Annotated in this window: 13 protein-coding genes; 7 read left to right on the top strand and 6 right to left on the bottom strand. The window is 71.8% G+C overall.

The features are described from left to right. The first annotated feature begins 5 nt into the window (after positions 1 to 5). The gene (locus I3V78_RS23635; RefSeq protein ID WP_204490708.1) at positions 6 to 674 is read left to right on the top strand and encodes a response regulator; all 669 of its coding nucleotides are present in this window, start codon (positions 6 to 8) and stop codon (positions 672 to 674) included. Positions 675 to 686: 12 nt separating this feature from the next. Here the strand turns inward: I3V78_RS23635 and I3V78_RS23630 are convergent, their stop codons facing one another. The 3 genes from I3V78_RS23630 to I3V78_RS23620 all read right to left on the bottom strand — a co-directional run bounded on the left by I3V78_RS23630 (position 687) and on the right by I3V78_RS23620 (position 4,287). Beyond that, complete coding sequence (locus tag I3V78_RS23630; protein WP_204490707.1) at positions 687 to 1,928, bottom strand: cytochrome P450; 1,242 nt, start codon at positions 1,926 to 1,928, stop codon at positions 687 to 689. Between the two features lie 339 nt (positions 1,929 to 2,267). Next, positions 2,268 to 2,888, bottom strand: coding sequence for a hypothetical protein (locus I3V78_RS23625; protein WP_204490706.1), 621 nt, complete (start codon positions 2,886 to 2,888; stop codon positions 2,268 to 2,270). A 163-nt stretch (positions 2,889 to 3,051) separates the two neighbouring features. Then, positions 3,052 to 4,287, bottom strand: coding sequence for a hypothetical protein (locus I3V78_RS23620; protein ID WP_204490705.1), 1,236 nt, complete (start codon positions 4,285 to 4,287; stop codon positions 3,052 to 3,054). Positions 4,288 to 4,571: 284 nt separating this feature from the next. Here I3V78_RS23620 and I3V78_RS23615 point away from each other — a divergent pair, with 284 nt between their 5' ends. The 5 genes from I3V78_RS23615 to I3V78_RS23595 all read left to right on the top strand — a co-directional run bounded on the left by I3V78_RS23615 (position 4,572) and on the right by I3V78_RS23595 (position 12,298). Further along, positions 4,572 to 6,515: a trehalase family glycosidase gene (locus tag I3V78_RS23615; protein ID WP_204490704.1), complete on the top strand. Its 1,944-nt coding sequence runs from the start codon at positions 4,572 to 4,574 to the stop codon at positions 6,513 to 6,515. Positions 6,516 to 6,609: 94 nt separating this feature from the next. Further along, complete coding sequence (locus I3V78_RS23610) at positions 6,610 to 8,253, top strand: ATP-binding protein (protein ID WP_204490703.1); 1,644 nt, start codon at positions 6,610 to 6,612, stop codon at positions 8,251 to 8,253. A 155-nt stretch (positions 8,254 to 8,408) separates the two neighbouring features. Continuing rightward, positions 8,409 to 10,145, top strand: coding sequence for a carbohydrate-binding module family 20 domain-containing protein (locus I3V78_RS23605; protein ID WP_338023727.1), 1,737 nt, complete (start codon positions 8,409 to 8,411; stop codon positions 10,143 to 10,145). A gap of 186 nt (positions 10,146 to 10,331) precedes the next feature. Beyond that, positions 10,332 to 11,096: a hypothetical protein gene (locus I3V78_RS23600; protein WP_239576550.1), complete on the top strand. Its 765-nt coding sequence runs from the start codon at positions 10,332 to 10,334 to the stop codon at positions 11,094 to 11,096. Beyond that, the gene (locus I3V78_RS23595) at positions 11,093 to 12,298 is read left to right on the top strand and encodes an RCC1 domain-containing protein (RefSeq protein WP_204490702.1); all 1,206 of its coding nucleotides are present in this window, start codon (positions 11,093 to 11,095) and stop codon (positions 12,296 to 12,298) included. The genes I3V78_RS23600 and I3V78_RS23595 overlap by 4 nt, the downstream gene beginning before the upstream one ends. Positions 12,299 to 12,307: 9 nt before the next feature. On the opposite strand, the gene I3V78_RS23590 is transcribed toward I3V78_RS23595, so the two are convergent. From I3V78_RS23590 to I3V78_RS23580, 3 genes are all read right to left on the bottom strand, one after another. Continuing rightward, the gene (locus tag I3V78_RS23590) at positions 12,308 to 13,945 is read right to left on the bottom strand and encodes a protein kinase domain-containing protein (protein ID WP_204490701.1); all 1,638 of its coding nucleotides are present in this window, start codon (positions 13,943 to 13,945) and stop codon (positions 12,308 to 12,310) included. Positions 13,946 to 14,111: 166 nt separating this feature from the next. Then, positions 14,112 to 14,567, bottom strand: a complete 456-nt coding sequence (locus I3V78_RS23585) for a hypothetical protein (RefSeq protein ID WP_204490700.1) — start codon at positions 14,565 to 14,567, stop codon at positions 14,112 to 14,114. A 105-nt stretch (positions 14,568 to 14,672) separates the two neighbouring features. Next, on the bottom strand, positions 14,673 to 15,287 hold the full coding sequence (locus I3V78_RS23580) for a hypothetical protein (RefSeq protein ID WP_204490699.1): 615 nt from the start codon (positions 15,285 to 15,287) through the stop codon (positions 14,673 to 14,675). 273 nt (positions 15,288 to 15,560) lie between these two features. On the opposite strand from I3V78_RS23580, the gene I3V78_RS23575 reads away from it, so the two are divergent. Then, positions 15,561 to 16,163, top strand: a complete 603-nt coding sequence (locus I3V78_RS23575; protein WP_204490698.1) for a calcium-binding protein — start codon at positions 15,561 to 15,563, stop codon at positions 16,161 to 16,163. Positions 16,164 to 16,173: the final 10 nt, after the last annotated feature.

The raw sequence follows: 16,173 nt of genomic DNA, 5'->3' as shown, positions 1-16,173 counted from the left end.
CGTCCATGGACCGCACCCGCGTCTTCGTCGTCGAGGATCAGCCCACGCTCCTGCGCAACCTCCTCAAGGTGCTCGGCGCCTTCGAGGAGCTGGAGGTGGTGGGCAGCGCCCAGGCGGGCGAGGAGGCCGTGGAGGCCATCGTCCAGGAGCGCCCGGACCTGGTGCTGCTCGATCTGGAGCTGCCGGACATGAACGGCATCGAGGTGACGCGGCGGGTCAAGCGGCGCGCCACCGACGTGGCGGTGCTCATCCTCACGTCCTTCGAGGACGAGCAGAAGGTGTACGAGGCCATCCAGGCGGGGGCCTCGGGCTACCTGGTCAAGCGGGTGGGGCCGGAGAAGATCCGCTCGGGCATCCGCGAGGTGATGGAGGGCGGCACGGTGCTCGAGCCGCTCATCGCCCGGCGCTTCTGGAACTACTTCCACTCGCTCAAGGCGCGCCAGGACGCCGAGGCGCCCCCCCGGGACGAGAACCCCTGGGGCCTGACGCCCGCCGAGCTGGAGATCTTGCGCTACGTGGCCAAGGGCCTGTCCAACGCCGAGGTGGGCCGGGTGATGACGCTCGAGCGGCGCACGGTGCGCACGCACCTGTCCCACCTGTACCGCAAGATGGGCGTCAACTCGCACGTGGAGGCGGTGGTGCTCGCCGTGCGCGCGGGCCTCGTGGACGTGTGAGCCCGCGCGCGCTCACCAGCGCACGGGCAGGGACTCGAAGCCGCGGAAGTTGAGGCTGTGGCACTTGAGGCGCACGGGCCGCGACTCGTCCAGCCGCAGCCCCGGCAGCCGCTCGAGCAGCTGCGACACGCCGATCTCCAGCACCCGCCGCGCCAGGCCCGCGCCCATGCAGTGGTGGGCCCCGAAGCCGAACGCCAGGTGGCGGGGGCTCGCGGTGTCCCGGGTGATGTCGAAGCGGTCCGGGTCGCGGAAGGCCCGGGGATCCCGGTTGGCCGCCGCCAGGCCCAGGAACACCACGTCCCCGGCGCGGATCGTCCGGCCGCGCAGCTCCACGTCCTCCACCGCCACGCGGAAGATGAAGGGCACCGCGGGGTGGAAGCGCAGGCTCTCCTCCACCGCCAGGCGCATGAGCTCGGGCCGCTCGCGCAAGAGCTGGAGCTGCTCGGGGTGGGTGAGCAAGTCATGCACGAAGTTGCTGAACTGATCCGTGGTGGTGGTGTGCCCGGCGAACAGCAGGAGGATGGCGTTGGCCACCAGCTCCGCGGACGTCATCTGGCCCTGCTCCTGCGCCTGGACCATGAGGCTGAGCGTGTCCGGGGTGGGGTGGGCGCGCCGCTGCTCGAGCAGGGGCAGGAAGTAGGCGCTCATCTCCATCATGGCCTGGTTGGCCCGGCGCGCCGTGTCCAGCATGCTCGTGCCCGCCGCGGGCGCGGCGAAGTCGGCGAGCCTGTCCGACCAGCGCCGGAAGCGGTCGCGATCCTCCACCGGCACGCCCAGCAGATCCGCGATGACGAGCGTGGGCAGGTGGTAGGCGATGTCCTGCGCCAGGTTCATCCGCCCCCGCGACTGCACGCGCTCGAGCAGCTGGCGCAGCGTCTGGTGGATGGCGGGACACATCGCGTCCAGCCGGGGGGGGGTGAATCCCGCCCCGGTCTGCCGCCGCAACCGGACGTGCTCGGGGCCCACGCGCATCACCATCTGGTTGCGCGTGGTTTCCATGAACTCCCGGATCGTCTCCGGCCCTAATCCCTGAATCTGGTATTCGAAGAACTTCAAGCGATCCGCGCTCATCCGCGGATCACGAAAACACGCCATCACGTCGTCGTGGCGGGTGAGGATCCAGCCATTCACCAGAGGAGACCAGTGCACCGGCTCGTCCTCGCGCAGCTCCGCGTAGAGGGGGATGGGGTGGGCCAGGTTCTCGGGGCTGAGGAGGTTGCGGTCCTCGCGGACCAGGGGCATGACGCTCGACATGATGGGGCTCCTGTGAATGGGCCGGAGGTCCACGCACCGCGCCCGCGCTCGGGCACGCGCGGCGGTGGCGCACTCCGCTGCCAGACTTCCTGTCAGCAGAGGTTGTGCCAGCCGATTCGAGAGAGGGATTGACGCATGGCGGATGGAAATATGGGCAGCCGCCTCGCGTCTGTCCGAAGCCATCACCCTCCGAGCGGAAGGCGATGTGCACCCAAAGACAGACAGACGGAGTAACGCCATACCCCATCGGGTCAACCCAGACCCATGAGGATGTGAGGGAAAGGACTTCTCCGAGAGCCCCGTGTTCCGGGGCACCTCGTCCGCCCATGCGGGCGCGGACTAGGAGTCGCGCACGAGCCGCAGGTGGGCGCGCTTGCCGCCCGCGGGGGACGGCTCGGGGCGGGTGGGGCTGGGGACGGACGCGTCACCCGGCCGGGTGGGGCCGTGCTGATCCGCGGCGAGCGGATCCGCCGGCCCGCGCAGCCCCGAGCGCAGCACGACGACGAAGAGCAGCGTCATCAGCAGCGACACCGTCACCAGCGGCAGGAAGTTGCTCGTGAACAGGCCATCCAGCGCGGGCGCGGGATCCGGCATGAAGAGCAGGGCGCCGAGCAGGAGCCACCACAGCGCGCAGCCCACGAAGCCCACGCCGCCCACCCACAACTTCACCCGCGAGCCGAGCGAGCGCTGGGGCTCGGGCGTCACCGCCGGCACGGAGGCGAGGGACAGGCGCCGGGGCTCCTGCGCGAGCCGCGCCAGTCCCGGCACGGCGGCCACCGGCGCCGGGCGCGCCCCCGTCTTGCGGGAGCGGTGGCGCCACAGCGCGCCCATCGTCACCGCCAGCGCCCCATAGGGGACCCAGACGGCGGGCCCCAGGCTCCAGGCCTCGGGCGCTCCGTACAGGAGCGCCGCGCAACCGAGGCCGGACAGCAGGGACCGGAAGGGGAGGGGCGGGGGCACCAGCATGAAGCAGACGGTAGCAGACCTGACGGCTTTCTCCAGTTCCCCACCCCCCCCACCTCCGGCCGGGATGCTCGCGGCTGGACGCTCCCACGCCCGGACGCCACGCGCTCCACACATGCGTCGTCCGCTCGCACGGTTTTCTGGCGAGCGGATCGGAATTTCAGCCCAGCGGGTCCACGATGGGGTCGGGCATCACCCAGAGCGCGGCGGGGTCCGTGTAGGCCTGATCGAAGGCGTACAGGATGCCCAGCCAGCGATCCCAGAAGACGGCCCAGTTGTACTCCGTGGGCGGAGACGTCAGCGGACTGCCATCCGGATCCGGCCGGCTGTAGGCGAAGTCGGCGTAGGTCCACGTCTGGGTGCCGAACTCCGTCTTGAGCAGCGGGGTGAGGGCCTGGAGCACCCCGGGGCGCGACACCTCTCCCGGGAAAACGGTGCCCGGGGAGAAGACGGGCTGGGCCATGTCGTACTGCTCGCGCCAGGCGACGTAGTTGTTGCCCACGGCGATGAGCGCGTCGCGCCGGGCGGGCGTGGGCGCCAGCCGCGCCTCCTCATAGAGCGCGAACGCCGCCACCAGCAGGCTCTTGTAGTGCAGCGTCGGGAAGAGCTGGGAAATCTGGAAGGGACGGGGCGAGTCCTCCGCGTGCGCCACGGCGTAGGCGTGGGCGGCGCGGGCCTCGGCCTCCACGGCCAGGGGCAGGGTGAAGCCCGCGAGCACGGCCTCGGGCGTCACCGGGCCCGTCTGCCGCCGGCGCCAGTCGAGGTAGGCCTGCCCCGAGCCGCCAATGTCCGTGAAGATGGCGAGGTTGCCCTCGTTGAGCAGCCGCTCCAGGGTGAGGGCGATCGCGTCCGCCCGGTCGAGCGGGTGGGGGCCCGCGGCGCTCCAGTAGAGCGCGGCCAGGCGCTGGGACGTGGCCAAGAGCGTGCGGGGATCCGACAGGGCGCCCCCATTCATGGCCGTGATGAGCGAGGCGACCGAGGCCGCCCCGTCGATCGTCATGCCCCGGAGGATGAGCTCCAACGACAACGACTCCACCAGGACGCGCACCGTGCCCGTGAGATCCAGCCGGTTGAGGGCCTGGGTGAGCGTCAGGGACGGCTGGACCCGGGCCGCGGCGATGGCCCGCCGGGCCTGGGTGGCCGCGAGCATGCCCTGGCCCCCGGTGCGCGAGGCGTGGGGCGCGAAGACGAACCAGATCGGCCGCGCGGTGCTCGTGCCGCCGGGCTGGAGGGTGGGGTCCACCACCGCGCCCAATTCGTAGGCGAGCTGGATGTAGCCCAGGGTGATGCGCCGGTTGTCCTCCAGGGGGGTGGTGGCATGCGCGGGGGGGGCCAGCAGCAGGGTGGTGAGCACCAGCGCGCTCACCCCGCGGCCAAGGACGGCGAGGGATGTCATGGGAGGCGACTCCAACGGAGGGGGAAGGGGGGAAGCGGGGAACGGCAAACTAGTCATCACCTGTCTCGCGGGAAGTGTCACCCCCCGGAACTTCCCGGCGCTTTGAATACAAACATCCTGACGGGGGCGCGTGTCCTGGAAGCCGCCGAGCGGCCGGGCCATGGACACGTGTCATTGTGGATTGGGAGACACGGGCGAGTCGTGTATTTTGGAATCGCTTTCACAACGACAGGTCGAACGTGCCCCATCGGACGCCGTCTTCCCCCCGTCTCCCTTCCGAATCCGTGACTTCCCTTCCCGGCGCCTCGCGCGTGCTGGCCGCCGTGGCCGCCGCCGAGCCCGCGCCGCGGGAGACGCCCCGGGCGCCGGTGAGCGTGTCGCCCGCGCCCCTGTCCGTCACCACCGCCTCGGCGCGCCTGGCCTTCGAGACCGTGATGGCGCTGGACCTGGACGGCGATGGTCGGCTCACCCAGCGTGACGCGGTGCTCGCGCGCGAGGCGGGCCTGCGCTTCGCGGTGGACCTGGAGCTGGGGCCCGGCGTGCGGCTGGAGCTGGCCGGCCCGGAGCGCCTGTCGCACGCGGCGGACGTGCTCGCCGAGAGGGTGCTGGAGGGGCGCGGGGACGAGGACGGCCTGCCCGTGGAGCGGCTCCTGGAGACGCGCACCGCCGCGCTCAAGGGCCTGCTGGACCGGGGCTGGGACGGGCTCGTGCGCCGCTCGGACCGGGCGGTGGACCTCAAGAAGGCGCTCGAGGTGATGCCGGTGAAGGATCCCACCGGTGTCTCGCGCGTGTACGTGCCCGTGCGCGACCGCCAGGCGCTCAAGAAGCTGCGGGCCGAGGCCCGGCGCGCGGGGGGCCTGGAGATGGTGCCCCTGCACCGGCCCCGGAGCGCCGAGGACTGGACGGCCCTCATGCGCGCCCCCGGCATGCTCTACCTGCCCCGGCCCTACATCGTCCCCGGCGGCCGCTTCGTGCAGATGTTCGGCTGGGACAGCTACTTCAACGCCCGGGGCGCGCTGGCCTCCGGCCGCGTCGAGCTGGCGCGCGACATGCTGGAGAACCAGCTCTACGAGATCGAGCACTACGGGAAGATCCCCAACTCCAACCTGAGCTACCACCTGTCGCGCACCCAGCCGCCGCTCATGCCGCGGCTGGCGCTGGCGGTGCACGAGGCGCGCTCGGACCGGCGCCTGCTCAAGCGCGTGGCCCGGGTGGCCGAGCAGGAGCTGGAGGAGGTGTTCCGCACGGGGCCGCGCGCCACGCCGGGCGGCCTGTCGCGCTACCAGGACGACGCCGCGGGCCCCGACGCCGAGGACCTGTCGCACTTCTACGACGAGGCGCGGCCGGACGACGCGGGCTTCCACCGCCATGACCGGGCCATCCGCGAGAGCGGCTGGGACATGTGCCACCGCTTCGGCACCGCCACCCACCACCACGAGCCGGTGTGCCTCAACTCGCTCCTGTTCCAGTACGAGCAGGACCTGGCCACGCTCTGGCGCCACGTGGAGGGCGAGGGCGGCGTGCGCGCCACCCGCTACACCCGCGCCGCCCGGGCCCGCGCCCGCGCCATGCGCGCGCGCTTCTGGGACGCCGAGCGGGGCCTCTTCTTCGACCATGACTTCGTGGCCGGGCGCCGCTCCACCTACGAGTGCCTCGCCACCTTCTATCCCCTGTGGACGGGGTGGGCGAGCCGCGAGGAGGCCACGCGCGTGGCCGCCGCGCTCCCGCGCTTCCTGCACGCCGGCGGCCTCACCGCCAGCAGCCGCGCGTCCCGCGAGGCCGTGGGCGGCGAGGATCTGCAGTGGGACTACCCGTTCGGCTGGGCGCCCCACCAGGTCATCGCCGTGGAGGGCCTGCGCCGCTATGGCTTCCACGCCGAGGCCGACGCGGTGGCCTACCGCTGGCTGTCCATGGTGCTGGACATCGCCGGGAGCCACAACGGCCTCATCAAGGAGAAGTACGACGTGGTGAGCCGCTCGGCGGACGTGCCCGTGGAGTACGGCAACCAGGGCGCGGACCGGGGCGCGCTCCTCGCGCCCCGCGCCGAGCGCACCCTGGGCTTCGCCTGGACGAACGCCTCGGTGCTGCTCCTGCTCGAGGGCCTCTCGCCGGGCCTGCGCGAGGCGCTCGACGCGGGCATCCCCGCCGAGCGCGTGCTGGGCCCGCGGGACGAGGGCGGGGGCCGGGGCGTGCCCCGCCGCAAGCGCCTGTCGCGCATCGCCGCCTGAGTCCGGGGGACCCCCCGTGGGGGACGATTGACCCCCCTGCCGCATCCAGGGGATCGTGCACCCCGTGGTGAGTCCCCCGAGCACGGAAGGCTGGATGGAGCGGTCCGAGACGTCTGCGAGCACGAGCACCTGGCTGCTGGGGGCCCTCACCCAGCTCCAGGCGAGGTTCCTCCAACACCGCGATGCACGCCGGGCCCTGGGCGGGCTGTGGGCGGTGCTGCGGGAGTGGACGGGCAGTGCGTCCGGCTTCATCGGCGAGTTCCAGGCCACGCCCGAGGGCGCGTCCTTCCTGCACCTGTACACGGAGGGGGGGAGGGAGACGCCCGAGCGCGTGGCGCTCGAGGACCTGGGGCCGCTGCTGGGCGGCATCCCGCGCACCGGCGAGGCGGTGTTGAGCCAGGAGCCGGGGGAGGGGGCGCGGTGGGGCGGGCCGCTCGCGGCGCATCCGCCGCCCCGGTCCCTGCTGGGGCTGCCCCTGCGCGTGGGCCCGGAGGTGGTGGGCCTGGTGGTGCTGACGGATCGCGAGGAGGGCTACGACGCGCGGGTGGTGGCCAGCCTGGAGCCCGTGCTCGTCACGTGCCGGGTGATCCTCCAGGGCCTGCGCGAGGAGCGGGGCCGCCAGCGGGCCGAGGCCGGCGAGCGGCGGTGGTCCGAGAGCTTCCGGGCCCTCCTGGACGCCGCGCCGGACGCCATCCTCGTGCACCGCGAGGGCCGGGTGGTGTTCGCCAACGCCGTGGCCGCCCGGCTGGTGGGCCAGCCCGAGGACGTGCCGATGGAAGGGCAGCGCTTCGCGGACTTCGTGCTGCCCGAGGACGCGGATCTGCTCGAGCCGACCCCGGAGACTCCGGAGAGCGCGGGGCCGCGGGAGGTGCGCCTGCGCCACCGGCGCGCGCTGCGGGTCGTGGCCGAGGTGAGCACGGTGGCGCTCCTGTTCGACGGCCAGCCCACCCGGGTGTCCATCGCCCGCGACGTCACCGGCCGGCGCCAGGAGCAGGAGCAGCTGCGCGCCACCGAGCGCATGGTGTCCCTGGGCACGCTCGCCGCGGGCGTGGCCCACGAAATCAACAACCCCCTGTCCTACCTGCTGAGCAACCTGCGCTTCGTGGACGAGGAGCTGGCGGCCATGCGCGAGGCGGGCGAGGCGCTCACGGGCGAGCGGGGCCGGGAGGTGTGCGAGGCCCTGCACGAGGCGCTCGCGGGCACCCACCGGGTGCGCGACATCGTGCGCGACCTGAAGACGTTCTCGCGCGACAGCGAGGACTCGGTCGAGTCGGTGGACGTGTGCGGCGTGCTCGACTCGTGCGTGAACATGGCCTGGGGCGAGATCCGCCACCGCGCGCTGCTGGAGAAGGACTACGGCGTGGTGCCGCGGCTGGAGGCCAACGCCTCGCGCCTGGGGCAGATCTTCCTCAACCTGCTCGTCAACGCCGCGCACGCCATTCCCCACGGGGACCGCGAGGGCAACCGCATCCACGTGTCCACCCGCCACGAGGAGGGCCTGGTGGTGGTGGCCATCCGCGACAGCGGCGTGGGCATCTCCCCGGAGAACCTGGGCAAGCTCTTCCACCCCTTCTTCACCACCAAGCCGGTGGGGCAGGGCACCGGCCTGGGCCTGTCCATCTGCCACAACCTCATCACCGCCATGGGCGGCCGCATCGGCGTGGACAGCGTGGAGGGCCAGGGCACCACCTTCCGCGTCGTCCTCCCCGTCAAGCGCCCCGCCAGCATCTCGCGCTGAGTCCGACACTCCCGCCGCGTGACGCGGAAAGTCATCGTTCACAGACTTCTAGCGTTTGCCGGGTTTTCCGGGGAGGCTCCCTTCCGGCGGATCCTCCGGGCCGGCTTCTCCCCCACGGCCCGACCCCGACAGACAAGGTGGCGTGCATGCGAGTGGTGACGACGCGACGTGGTGGTGTGCTCAAGACGCTGGGCCTGGCGTTGACGCTGGGCCTGGCCGGCCAGGCCCAGGCGGGCGTCTACGTGCACCTGTTCGAGTGGCGCTGGCCGGACGTGGCGCGCGAGTGCGAGACGTGGCTCGGCCCCAAGGGCTACACCGCGGTGCAGGTGTCGCCGCCCAACGAGCACGTCACCGGCGAGGCGTGGTGGACCCGGTACCAGCCCGTCAGCTACAAGCTCGAGTCGCGTGGCGGCACGCGGGCCCAGTTCATCGACATGGTGAAGCGCTGCAACGCGGCGGGCGTGGCCATCTACGCGGACCTGGTCATCAACCACACGGCGTCCCTGAGCAACGGGGGCGTGGGCACGGGCGGCACCTCCTGGACGCCCCGCAAGCACCCGATGTACTCGGCCCAGGACTACCACTCGCCCGTCTGCTCCATCACCAACTACCGGGATGCCTGGAACGTCCAGAACTGCGACCTGAGCGGCCTGCCGGACCTCAATACCGGCTCCAGCTACGTGCAGCAGACGCTGGCCAACTACATCAACGATCTCACCAGCATCGGGGTGAAGGGCTACCGGGTGGACGCCGCCAAGCACATGGCCTCCGGGGACCTCTCCGGCATCCGCGGCCGCATGACGGGCGCGCCCTACGTCTTCCAGGAGGTCATCGACCTGGGCGGCGAGGCCGTCACGGCCAGCCAGTACCTGGGCAATGGCGCGGTGACGGAGTTCAAGTACAGCGCCAACATCGGCACCCAGTTCAAGACGGGCCAGTTGCGCAACCTCTCCAACTTCGGTGAGTCCTGGGGCTTTCTGTCCAGCGGCTCGGCGGTGGTCTTCACCGACAACCACGACAACCAGCGCGGCCACGGGGCGGGGGGCGCCAACATCCTCACCTACAAGGACGGCGCGCTCTACACGCTCGCCAACGTGTTCATGCTGGGCTGGCCGTATGGCTATCCCCAGGTCATGTCCAGCTACAGCTTCACCAACACGGACGCCGGGCCTCCGGGCAGCGCGGTGCACAGCGGCTCGAGCGTGAACTGCTTCGGGGCGTGGCAGTGCGAGCACCGCTGGCGGGAGATCTCCAACATGGTGCGCTTCCGCGCGGCGACCGAGGGCGCGGGCGTGTCCCGGTGGTGGGACAACGGCAACAACCAGGTGGCCTTCGCCCGCACGGGCAAGGGCTTCGTGGTCATCAACCGCGAGGGCGGGGCGCTCTCGCGCACCTTCGCCACGGGCCTGCCCGCGGGCACCTACTGCGACGTCATCAACGGGGAGGCCGCCAACGGCGCGTGCACGGGCCGGAGCATCACCGTGGACGCGAGCGGCAACGCGACCTTCTCCGTGCCCGCGATGACGGCGGCCGCGCTGCACGTGGGCGCGCTCGGCGCGGGCGGGGGCACGACGCCTCCGCCCTCCACCGGCAACGTCACCGTCAACTTCACCTGCACCAATGGCACCACGTACGTGGGCCAGAGCGTCTACGCCGTGGGCAGCCACGCCTCCCTGGGCAGCTGGGCGCCCGCGAGCGCCGTGAAGCTCAACCCCACGAGCTACCCCACCTGGACGGGCTCCCTCTCCCTGCCGGCCAACACATCCCTCGAGTGGAAGTGCCTCAAGCGCGAGGAGGCCAACCCGGCCAATGGCGTGCAGTGGCAGGCGGGCGCCAACATCGTCTACAAGACGCCCGCCTCGGGCACCGGCGCCACCTCGGCCGGCTTCTAGGCCCCGGGGGGCCGCCCACACGGGGTGTGCGGCCTACCCGACACTGTCCCGACGGGGCCGTCGTGTCTTGAACGGAGCTGGCACGCACCCCGGTGGCCTCGGACACCCCGGGTCAACATCTTCGGCCCTCCTTCAGGCGCCGGAGCATCCGTGAGTTGTCGTCAGACCCCTCCCTTTGTTTTTCGGATGATGGCGTGGCTCCTGGTGCTCGCGCTCCCGCTTCCGGCGCTCGCCGCGCGGGAGTCCATTCGCAACCACCTGGTCGTGATCCAACAGCTCCTGGGCAGCACCGAGTACGAGCGCGCGCTCGAGCAGATCCAGGTGGCCCGCCAGGAGCGCCACGGGACGGACGAGGACGTCACGCTCTCGCTCTACGAGGGCATCCTCTTGTACGAGCTGCGCCGCAAGGACGAGGCGAGGGCGGCGTTCCGCCGGGGCTTGCTGCTGCGGCCCGAGGCGGAGCTGCCCGTGCCGGTGTCCCCCAAGATCCAGGCGGATGTGGACACCGTGCGTCGGGAGGTCGAGGCCGAGCTGAAGGCCATGCCCCACCCCCCGACCCGACCGGAGGACGTGCGGGCCGTCACCGTCACCCCGGACGCGCCGGTCCAGAAGACGGCCGCGCCCTCCGGACTGCGCCGGCGCGCGTGGATTCCCGCCGTCGTGGGGGGCGCGTTCGCGGTGGCCGGAGGGGTGTCGCTGGGCTTCTCCCGCGCGCAGTTGAACCTCTTGCGCGACGACGATCCGCGCATCGTGAGCCGCGCGGACGCGGAGCTGGTCGCCCGACGGGGGCGGAACTGGCAGACCGCGGGCGTCAGCCTGCTGGGCGTGGGCGCCGCGGGCCTGCTCACCGCGGCGGGCATGTACCTGCTGGGGGCGCCCGACGACGCCGCCCCGTCCCTGGCCGTGGGCACCCACGGGAGCTCCGCGTTCCTCTATGGGAGGTGGCCGTGACGCGAACGAGTGTCGTGCCCGTTGGACGTGTCCTGCTCCCCGTGCTGGTGGGGCTGCTCGGCGCCTGGGGTTGTGTGCGCTTCGACACGGAAGAGGAGGCGTACTGCCAGCGCAATCCCGAGACCTGCGGGACGCCCTCCGGCGACGCGGGGACGAGTCCCCCCGCCCCCGTCGAGCGGGTCTCCGCGAGGGGACAGTTCAGCCTCGCCCTGCGCAGTGATGGCTCGGTCTGGGCCTGGGGAAAGAACGAGGAGGGCCAACTGGGAGACGCGGACACCAGCGTCCACAAGGCCCCGACCCGCGTCGAGAATCTGGGCGGGGTCAGTCAGGTGGCCGCGGGGTTTTCCCATTCGCTCGCGCTTCGCGCGGGCAAGGTCTGGTTCTGGGGCGCGAAGGCCTCGGGGGCCGTCCAGCTGCCGCTCGTGGAGGCGCCCGGGTTGAGCGGCATCACCGCCATCGCCGCGGGCGCTTACCACTCCCTCGCCCTGGATCCCTCCAAGTCGGTCTGGATCTGGGGACGTCACGGCGCGACGATCAACGGCGATACGCCCCGCCTCGTGGAAGGACTGCCTCGCATCAAGGCCATCGCCGCGGGCAACGCCCACTCGCTGGCGCTGGGCGAGGACGGCTCGGTCTGGGCCTGGGGAAACAACGAGTTCGGACAGCTTGGTCTGGATTCGCCCTCGGAGAGTGACACGCCCGTGAAGGTGGCGGGTCTGCCCGCCACCATCGAGTTCATCGCGGGCGGCGGGAATCACTCCCTGGCCCGAGACGCCACGGGCGCCGTCTGGGCCTGGGGAAACAACAACCATGGTCAGTTGGGGGACGGGACGATCGGCGGCAAGCGCTCCACGCCCGAGCGGGTGGTGGGCTTGGGTGACATCACGGACGTGGCCGCGGGCTACGAGCATTCCCTGGCGCTCACCCGGGACAATGACATCCAGGCCTGGGGAAGGGATTCCTCGGGGCAGCTCGGAAACGATGCCGAGCAGTACAACCCGACGTCCCAGGATCGCGCCCTGCCCGTGAAGACCTACGGATTGACCCGGGTCACGTCCCTGTCCGCGGGCTACTCCCACTCCCTGGCCATCCTCAATGGGGGCCTGTTGTTCGCGTGGGGCTCCAATCAAGGCGAACGGCTGGGCGTCGGCCAGGCGGGTGACACCCTCGGGACGCCGCGGCCCGTGACCTTCCTGCCGTGAACCGTCACCTCATTCCGACGCGGTGACGTTGAGGGGGGTGAGCTTGCCGGCCTTCACCTCGACCCGCCGGGTCACGGACCTCGACAGGGTGGGGAAGAAGAACGTCACGGTGTGCAGCCCCGCCGGCAGCTCCAACGCCGACTCCAGCGGGGTCGAGCCCCGGGGCGTCCCGTTCACCGAGATGTTCGCATAGGGCTGGGCCCGCACGTCCAAGGACCCCAGGGCGGCAGGGGGCGCGGGACGTCGGAGCTTGGAGGCACGGGCACTGCGCGCCGGGGCCGGCCGCGCCTCGGGGGGCGCGGACGTCTCGGGAGCGGCCTCGGCCTCTGGCTCCCGGGGCGCTTCCGCCAGGATCGGCCGCCGCTGCGGGGGCTCCTCGGTGGGCACGGCCTCGGCGGGAGGCGCGGGGGCCGGATCCTTCGAGGCGACCCCGGGCGAGGCACTGACGCGCGCTGGCGCGGGGCTCCGCCCCCAATGGACGAGCCCGCCTCCCGCCATCAGCAGCACGGCCCCCGCCAGCGCGTACCGTGTCCAGGCGCCGCGCTTGGACGCGAGGGGGACATGAAGTCGCGTCTCCACCCCCGGGGATGCCCGGGGCGCCCGGGCTTGGGAGGGCGGGACGCGCGAGGCATCCTGGGGCGCCATCATGTCCTCGAGCAGGGTCGCGGGCGCCTCCCGGGGCGCCCCGTCCGCGTCCGTCACCGCCTCGCTGGCGGTCTCGGCGGCGGGCGGCGCGGTGACTTGATGGACGAGCTGGGCCACCTGGGACGCGGTGAGGGTCCGGCCCCCCGCGAGGATGAACTCCTCGAGCTCCGCCTGGAGGGCATGGCAGTCCGGGTAGCGCTGCGCCCGATCCTTGTCGAGGGCCCGCGCGAGGATGCGCTGCAAGGCCACGGGCAGGTCCGGCCGGTGGTGGACGGCGGGGGTCGGCGGCTCGAAGAGGATGGCGTGCATCAGCGCCGCGTCCTCCGTGGGACGGTAGGGCTTGTGGGACGTGAGCAGCTCGTAGAGCACCACGCCGAGCGCGTACACGTCCGCCCGCCGATCCAGGCCCCGGCCGCGCAGCTGCTCGGGCGGCATATAGGCGAGCTTCCCCTTGATGACCCCGCTCTCGGTCTTGTGGCTCTGGCCGGCCGCCTTGGCGATGCCGAAGTCCACCACCTTCACCGAGCCTTGGCGCGTGAGCAGCAGGTTGTCCGGGCTGATGTCGCGGTGGATGAGCCCCAGCGGCTGATGCGTCTCGGGGTCGGCGAAGTCGTGGGCGAACGCCAGCCCTTCACAGGCCTGGGAGACGAGTCGGGCACAGACGGTGGGGGGCAGGGGCAGGCCCCGCGCCGAGGCCCGCTTGATGAGCGTGCGCAGGCTCGGCCCGTCGATGTACTCCATGGCCAGGAAGTAGGCGCCCTCCACCTCGCCGAAGTCGTAGATCTGCACGATGTGCGGGTGGTTGAGCCGGGCGGCGAGCATGGCCTCGGAGAGGAACATCCGCACGAAGGCGGGCTCCTGGGCCAGGTGCGGCAGGATGCACTTGACCACCAGGGTCTTCTCGAAGCCATGGGGCCCGGCGGCCTTGGCGAGGTACACCTCGGCCATGCCCCCGGCGGCGAGCTTGCGGATGAGTTGGTACTTGCCGACGAACCGGGTCACGGCCTGCCTCCCTCCTGGTGCCCTCCACCTCCGGACGCGCGACGCCCCGGATTCCGGCAGGCCTAGGAAAATGCCGCGCGCGGGGCTCCTATTCTCCGTATGGGAGGGCGAGGGCACGGCGCGCTGGCGGTGCCCTCGGAGGGTCGGCGGGCGGGCGAGGGCTCACCTAGGGGGTGGCCCGGACGAGGTTCAGCGTGCTGGAGAACCGGGCGGAGTAGGGCACGCCCTGGTAGGTGGCGCGCACGGTCCCCTCGTACTCCAGGGTGATGATGCCGCCCAGCAGGGTCGCGGTGCCGCGGGTCACGACGAAGTCCGCCGTCACGGTCTCGCCCTCCGGGCTCGTCACGGTCTTGCGACAGGTGGTCCGGGGCACGAGGGTCGCCACCGTGTCCTGGACCTTGGCGGGAAGGGCGCACCCCTCGCCATCGGAGATGGCGATGTCGGCGCTGAGCCCCTCGGTGATGCGCAGGGTCTCCTCGCGGGACTGGGACGCGCGCGAGTCGAACAGGGAGAGGGTGATCTGTCCGGAGGCGTCATAGGTGCCCAGGAACGGTTGGATGTCCGGGGCACAGCCCGGCCCCACGGCGAGCGCCCCCACGAGCGCGACGAGACGAAGGTTCATGCACGGGATGACTAGTGCGGCGCGCGTCCCGCGCGACCCGGGAGGGCCGACGAAAAGCGCCGCACGTGTCACACCCAACAGAACCCCCGTGGGGGCGGGCGCGCGCTACCGGTCCCGGGTCACGTTCGAGTAAGGACCCAGGGGATCCGTGGCGAGGTTCACGGCCTGGCGCAACGAATCACCCAGCCGCTCGTTCACGGCCGCGCTGTGATTGAGGATGTCCGCCCGCGTCTGGGCGCTCATGGCGGAGCCCACCAGGCCCGCGCACCCCGTCTGGGATTGGAAGAAGTCCGTCTCCCGGCGCGCGAACGTGTCCACGTTCTGCCGGGTCGCGGGGCTGTTGAGCAACGAGCGCTCACTCTCGTAGAAGTCGCCCACCTTGCCCGCGCACCAGCCGCCCACGCCCACGCCGTGGGTCACCGCGGCCAGGGGGACGTTGATGGCGGCCCCGACGGAGCCCGGCGGCGCTTCGCGGGTGGCCTGCAGGGCCCGCTCCCGTTGAGCGGTGGGCAGCGCGTCCATGAAGGCATCCGCGAGGTGACCGAGGCGATCCCTCAAGGAGGGGGACTGCTGGGCGGCCTTCTTGTCCTCCTCGGCCTTCTTGGCGGCGGCCTTCTCCGCTGCCTTCTCCGCGGCTTTCGCGGCGGCCTCCGCGCGGGCCGCGCTGTCACTCGCACGACCCGCGCCTTCACCTCGTCCTGAACCTCCAACGCCATCCATGGGGAGTCCTCCCGTTTGAGTGGAAGGGCACCGTGACATGGTGGGTGTTCGTCGCCCAAATCGCACACCAGGGCCCGCTCCCGCGGCAGGCGAGCACGACGCGCTGACGGGACGTGTTTTCCCGGGAGGGGTTGGCTGCTCTCCAGTCTGGCGTCTGGGTTTGGCAACGTCCGCCGACAACCCTTTGCAGACATTTTCGATAACCCATTCAAACCAGGCGCCACGGCGCACCGCGGTCGCGACGACCGCGGACTTCCCCAGAAGGCATTCTCCATGACGATCCAGAAGACCTGCTCCATGCCCCGGCCCATGAACCTGACCACCCCGGGCGCGGCGTCCGCGAAGGCGCCGCTGAAGCCGCTGGCGAAGGGCACGCCCGCGCCCGAGAACAAGACGCGGGCCGCCCACCACCGGGACAGCTTCGAGTCGGCCAAGGCCCGTCCGCCGGCCCCCACCGTGCACACCACCTCCAACGGCTCCACCGTGGTGAAGCTGGGCAAGGGCAACAACGTCGCCACCGTCACCCAGACCCGGGACGGGGGGCTGCGGGTGAAGTCCGATGGCCACACCGTCACGCTCTCGGCGCGTCAGGCGCGCAAGGCGATCATCCAGGCCGGCGATGGCCATGACAAGGTGACGGTGAGCGCGAAGGTCACCCGGGGCCTCACCCTCGACGGCGGCAAGGGCAACGACACGCTCGTGGGCGGCAAGGGCAACGACACGCTCGTGGGCGGCAAGGGCAACGACATCCTGAAGGGGCGGGGAGGGAAGAACCTCCTGATCGACGGCCCCGGAAACGATCGCATCCACGTGAACGCCCGCCGTGACCGCATCGCGCCGGGCAGCGGCAAGGACATCTATTACGTCAGCCTGTGAGGAGGACGTC

Source organism: Archangium primigenium (assembly GCF_016904885.1).
Classification (GTDB): domain Bacteria; phylum Myxococcota; class Myxococcia; order Myxococcales; family Myxococcaceae; genus Cystobacter; species Cystobacter primigenius.
The sequence above is the reverse complement of the archived record's forward strand: the minus strand, read 5'-3'. Positions and strand labels throughout refer to the sequence as shown.